This is a genomic window from Gemmatimonas sp. (assembly GCF_041689975.1).
Lineage (GTDB): Bacteria > Gemmatimonadota > Gemmatimonadetes > Gemmatimonadales > Gemmatimonadaceae > Gemmatimonas.
This window is the reverse complement of the sequence record NZ_JBDNFF010000294.1, coordinates 1-4,696: the sequence shown is the minus strand read 5'-3', so window position 1 is coordinate 4,696 and position 4,696 is coordinate 1. Positions and strand designations below refer to the sequence as shown.

5 protein-coding genes are annotated in these 4,696 nt (G+C 62.4%); 3 read left to right on the top strand and 2 right to left on the bottom strand.

What is annotated here, in order from left to right; genetic code table 11:
- Positions 1-106 precede the first annotated feature (106 nt).
- Both ACESNG_RS17800 and argG read right to left on the bottom strand, forming a co-directional pair.
- Positions 107-508 carry a GxxExxY protein gene (locus ACESNG_RS17800; protein ID WP_373059146.1) on the bottom strand — a complete coding sequence of 134 codons (402 nt, stop codon included), beginning with the start codon at positions 506-508 and terminating at the stop codon, positions 107-109.
- A gap of 44 nt (positions 509-552) precedes the next feature.
- Positions 553-1,887 carry an argininosuccinate synthase gene (argG, locus tag ACESNG_RS17795; RefSeq protein ID WP_373059144.1) on the bottom strand — a complete coding sequence of 445 codons (1,335 nt, stop codon included), beginning with the start codon at positions 1,885-1,887 and terminating at the stop codon, positions 553-555.
- 149 nt (positions 1,888-2,036) lie between these two features.
- Between argG and ACESNG_RS17790 the strand changes: the two genes are divergently transcribed.
- The 3 genes from ACESNG_RS17790 to ACESNG_RS17780 form a co-directional block, all read left to right on the top strand.
- Positions 2,037-2,519, top strand: a complete 483-nt coding sequence (locus ACESNG_RS17790) for a hypothetical protein (protein ID WP_373059143.1) — start codon at positions 2,037-2,039, stop codon at positions 2,517-2,519.
- 8 nt (positions 2,520-2,527) lie between these two features.
- On the top strand, positions 2,528-3,700 hold the full coding sequence (locus ACESNG_RS17785; RefSeq protein WP_373070105.1) for an asparaginase: 1,173 nt from the start codon (positions 2,528-2,530) through the stop codon (positions 3,698-3,700).
- A 72-nt stretch (positions 3,701-3,772) separates the two neighbouring features.
- Positions 3,773-4,696, top strand: a 924-nt coding sequence (locus ACESNG_RS17780; RefSeq protein ID WP_373070103.1) for a S8 family serine peptidase, incomplete at its 3' end; no start/stop codon positions are given.

The following is a 4,696-nucleotide window of genomic DNA, read 5'->3' as shown; positions in this document are numbered from 1 at the left end:
GACAGAATGGCACCGATAAGCAAATGGCATGATGAACCGCTGTTGCACATCGCTGTTTGCTTATCTGTGCGGTTCCGCAGAATCCGCCGGTTCCGTGTTCCAGCCGTTACCGATCCTTCAGCACATGCAGCTCGTCGGTCCAGATGATCCGACGAAGCTCGGGCTTCGGGCCGAAGTTCAGCAGCAAGCCAACTTGGTAGCCGGATGCTTTGAGGTAGCTGATGAGTTGCGCCTCATGGGCCCCCGCGAGTCGGTCGCATGCTTTGAGCTCCACGATCACCTTTCCGGCCACGACCAAGTCGGCACGGAACTCGCCGAGCAGAACGCCCTCGAGTGTCACCCGGAGCGGAACCTCGCGCTCGAAGTGCAAGCCCCGACGCCGCAGGAAAATCGGCATGGCATTCGCATAGAGACTCTCGGGATATCCCCAGCCGAGTGCGTTGTAGCTGTCGTAGAAGGCGCCGATGATCTCCTGGGTAATCTCGCCGTGCAGCAGTGGTTCGGTCATGCGTTCACGGTGCAGCGACACCGTCAGCGCAGCGTCAGCGCGAACTACTTCTCGCCGCTCGGGAGCTGTGGGACGCCAGTGGCACCGCTCGACTGCAGCAGACCAACGGCCGTGTACACGACGAGCTTTTCGCGCGTGTCCATGATGTCGAGATTGCGCATCGTGAGCTGACCGATGCGATCGAGCGGGGTGAAGAACGCTTCGCCACGCTCCATCGTGAGACGCTCAGGCTTGTACGTGAGATTCGCGCTGTTCGTATCCATGATCGAGTAGTCATTGCCACGACGCAGTTCGATTGTCACGTCACCCGTGACCGCCTTCGCAACCCAGCGCTGCGCAGATTCACGCAGCATCAGCGACTGCGGGTCGAGCCAGCGGCCCTGATACAGCAGGCGGCCGAGCTTCTTGCCGTTCATGCGGTACTGCTCGATCGTGTCTTCGTTGTGAATGCCCGTGACCAGTCGCTCGTACGCGATGTACAGCAGCGCAAGGCCTGGCGCTTCGTAGATGCCACGGCTCTTGGCTTCGATGATGCGGTTTTCGATCTGGTCGGACATGCCGAGTCCATGACGGCCGCCGATCACATTGGCTTGCGTGAACAGTTCGAGCGCGCTGCCGAATTCGTGGCCGTTGATCGCGACCGGATACCCTTCTACGAACTTGATCGTGACCGTCTCGCGCTGCACCTCCACGTCGTCGCGCCAATGCGCCACGCCCATGATCGGCTGCACGATGTGCATACCTTTGTTCAGGAACTCCAGGTCCTTCGCCTCGTGCGTCGCACCGAGGATGTTCGAGTCGGTGGAGTAGGCCTTCTCGGTGCTCATCTTATAGTCGAAGCCGCTCTTGATGAGATACTCCGACATTTCCGTGCGTCCACCGAGTTCGTCGATGAACTGTTGGTCGAGCCACGGCTTGTACACCTTGAGTGACGGGTTCGTGAGTAGACCATAGCGATAGAACCGCTCGATATCGTTACCCTTGAACGTGCTGCCGTCGCCCCAGATGTTGACGTCGTCTTCCCGCATGGCCGCCACGAGCATCGTGCCCGTCACCGCGCGACCCAGCGGCGTGGTGTTGAAGTATGTCGCGCCAGCGGTGGTGATATGAAAGGCGCCGCACTGTAGCGCCGCCAATCCTTCGGCGACCAGATTGGCTCGGCACTCGATCAGTCGCGCCTTCTCGGCCCCGTACGCCATCGCCTTGCGCGGAATTTCGTCGTAGTCCGTTTCATCGGGCTGTCCCAGATTCGCGGTGTACGCGTACGGCACGGCTCCTTTCTCTCGCATCCAATGCAGAGCGGCGCTGGTATCGAGGCCACCGGAGAAGGCGATGCCGACTTTTTCGCCGACGGGAAGGCGCTGCAGGATGTTGGCCACGGAGAGCTCTGGCTGAACGGTCAGGGAAGCGGAACAGTCTTCGAAAATACACCGATCGGCCGTCCTCACGAAGACGGCGACCCGCCTGCTCCTTGTTGGGAGCGGTGACAGGCTGCAGAATGGCCAGATCCCTCTTCGTGAGATCTCCGATGCCCCGGTCGTGGAAACAACTGCTGCTTGCCGCCCTACTGGTCTCCGGCGTTCGGGACCTATCCGCACAGACGACGGGCCAGACGCCGAACCCGCGCTTTGGACGCTGGTTGCTCAAGTCGGAGGCGCCCGCCCCCGCAAGCAACATCATGACCTACGAGCCCCTCGGCCCCAAGGGCATGAAGGTCACCATTCAGGCGGTGAACGCACGCGGTGATACCACGCGCTGGCGGTACACCACGGAGTTCGACGGGCGCGACATGCCCGTGACCGGCAACGCCAGTCAGACGCACGCGGCCGTGCGGACCGTGAGTTCGCTGGTGAACGAAATTGTAAATACGAACAACAGCCGCGTCACGCAGCGGCTCACCAACGTGCTTTCACCCGATCACCAAACGATCGCCGTGATCTACATGCGCGAAGATGCCGACGGCAAAACCACTGGCGTCACGTTCGCGACCTACACCCGCATTCCTCTCTGACACCGACGATGACCCTGGTTTTGACACTGGCCCCGTGCCGCATACCGCGGCGACTGGTCGCACTATTGCTCCTTTCGGCGTTCGTGCTCGAGGCGCAGCCGTCGGGTCCCGCCAAGCCGAACCCGCGTTTGCCCAAAGTGCTCGTGATCGCCACCGGCGGCACCATTGCCGGCGTGCAGGACGCACCCGGCTCACTGGGCGGCTATCGCGCGGGCACACTCACCGCCGAGCAGATCATCGCGTCGGTGCCGGAGCTTGCGCGCTTCGCGCAGATCGAGACCGAGCAGTTTTCGAATGTGCCGAGTACGTCGATTACACCGGCGCAGTGGCTCGCGTTGTCGAAGCGCGTGGAACAGGTGCTGAAAGATCGTGATGATCTGGCTGGTGTGGTCGTCACGCACGGCACCGATCGTTTGGAGGAGACCGCGTTCTTTTTGTATCTCACCGTGCGTTCCGATAAGCCGGTGATCGTGGTCGGTGCGCAGCGACCGGCGACCGGCATCAGTCCCGACGGCCCGATCAATCTGTTGGCGGCGGTGCGCGTGGCGGTGACACCGCAAGCCGTAGGCAAAGGTGTGATGGTGGTGATGGACGATCGCATCATCTCGGCGCGCGAGGTCCGCAAAATTTATCAGCGCACCGGTGGATTCAGCGGTGGCGAGATGGGGATGCTCGGCGTTGTGGGCGGCAACGGTCCCGACTTTCTCTTTGCCCCAACCCGCCGGCATGGCGAGGACAGTGAGTTCGATATGCGCAAGGTGGATTCTCTGCCTCGTGTCGCGCTCGAGTACTCGTATCCGGGCGGCACCGGTCCGCGCTACGATGCGCAACCGGCGGGCGTGGCGGTGGCGACCAACGGCATGACACGCTCTGAGTCGGAAGTGTACACGGCGTTGCGTCGCGCAGGCGTAGTGGTGGCCACGGTGTTCGCGTACGGCGACAACATGAGTGCGGCCCGCGATCCCGACGCGCCGCGGCCTGAGACCAGAGCCGATCCGCGACCGGCGGCTGCTCGCGATTCCACGCGATCCGACAGTGCGCGGACTCCGCAGCCACCGCCGGCACCGCCGATGGTTACGGCGCAGCATCTTACGCCGGCGAAGGCGCGCATTCTGCTGATGTTGGCGCTCACGAGAACGAAGGACCCGGTGGAGATTCAACGGTACTTTTTGAGGTATTAGGCGAGTAGGGGGTAGGGAGTTGGGAGTACGGAGTTATAACGTGGTTCACCTTGGGCTGCTGAGGTTGTTGTCATGACTGACGATGCGTATGAGCGCGCGCGGATGGCATTGCGGAAGGACATGATGCGGTCGATCGTGACCGAACCACTACTGTCGCGAATTCAAGGTCGCTCGCGCGAGCAATTCGACGTCATCATCGAGCTCAATGAGTTCTATCGTGACGGGCTTGCGGGAGCGCTCGAGGTGGTGGAGAAGCAGGCGAGGCTCTGGAGAGTTCGGGTGAGTTCGGTATCGAACTACCTGTTCGCGCGCCTCTCGGCCGATCGTATCCGGCGCCTCGCGGCGGCGTCGCAGGAGCTCAATGTGGCGAATCGTCGGAATGATGCCGTGGTGTATCGGATCTGGGAAGACAGCGACATCGCTGTCACGCTCACGAGATCGCTCGCGACCATCAAGGCCGACGCCGCGCAACGCTCGTTTCACGCGCTTGGCCAGGGCATCGTGTGGGCCGTGCTGGACTCGGGCATCGATGGGAGTCACGTGCACTTCGCCGAGAAGCAGAGTGTGCACGGCAAGATCGATACACTGGCCATCCGCGGGCCCGTTGAGCATCGTGACTACACGCCCGATGGCGAGGCGTCAGCAGCCGCCAGAACCGATGCGTCGGTCCCCTCGCGCGGGGGCGCTCCTGGCGCACTGGTTGATCGGCTGGGGCACGGGTCGCACGTGGCCGGCATCATCGCCGGACACTGGAACACGGAGGTACCCGATGGTCTCCTGGTAGTGGGCACGGAGGTGCGCGATGTGAGCACCAGTGATCGCGACGAGGAGAAGCCGATCGTGGCTCGCGAAGTACTGACGTCGATCAGCGGTGTGGCGCCGCTGGCCAAGTTGGTGAGCCTCAAGGTCATTGCCGATGTCACGCGCACCGATGAGCACAAGCAGACGCGCGGGCAGGGCAAAGTGAGTTGGGTGCTGCGCGCGCTCGAGGATATT

What these genes read in the sequence shown, in the direction of transcription:
- ACESNG_RS17785 (WP_373070105.1), top strand. Translation starts at nt 2,528, where the DNA reads ATGACCCTGGTTTTGACACTGGCCCCGTGCCGCATACCGCGGCGACTG.
- ACESNG_RS17800 (WP_373059146.1), bottom strand. Translation starts at nt 508, where the DNA reads ATGACCGAACCACTGCTGCACGGCGAGATTACCCAGGAGATCATCGGC.
- ACESNG_RS17790 (WP_373059143.1), top strand. Translation starts at nt 2,037, where the DNA reads ATGCCCCGGTCGTGGAAACAACTGCTGCTTGCCGCCCTACTGGTCTCC.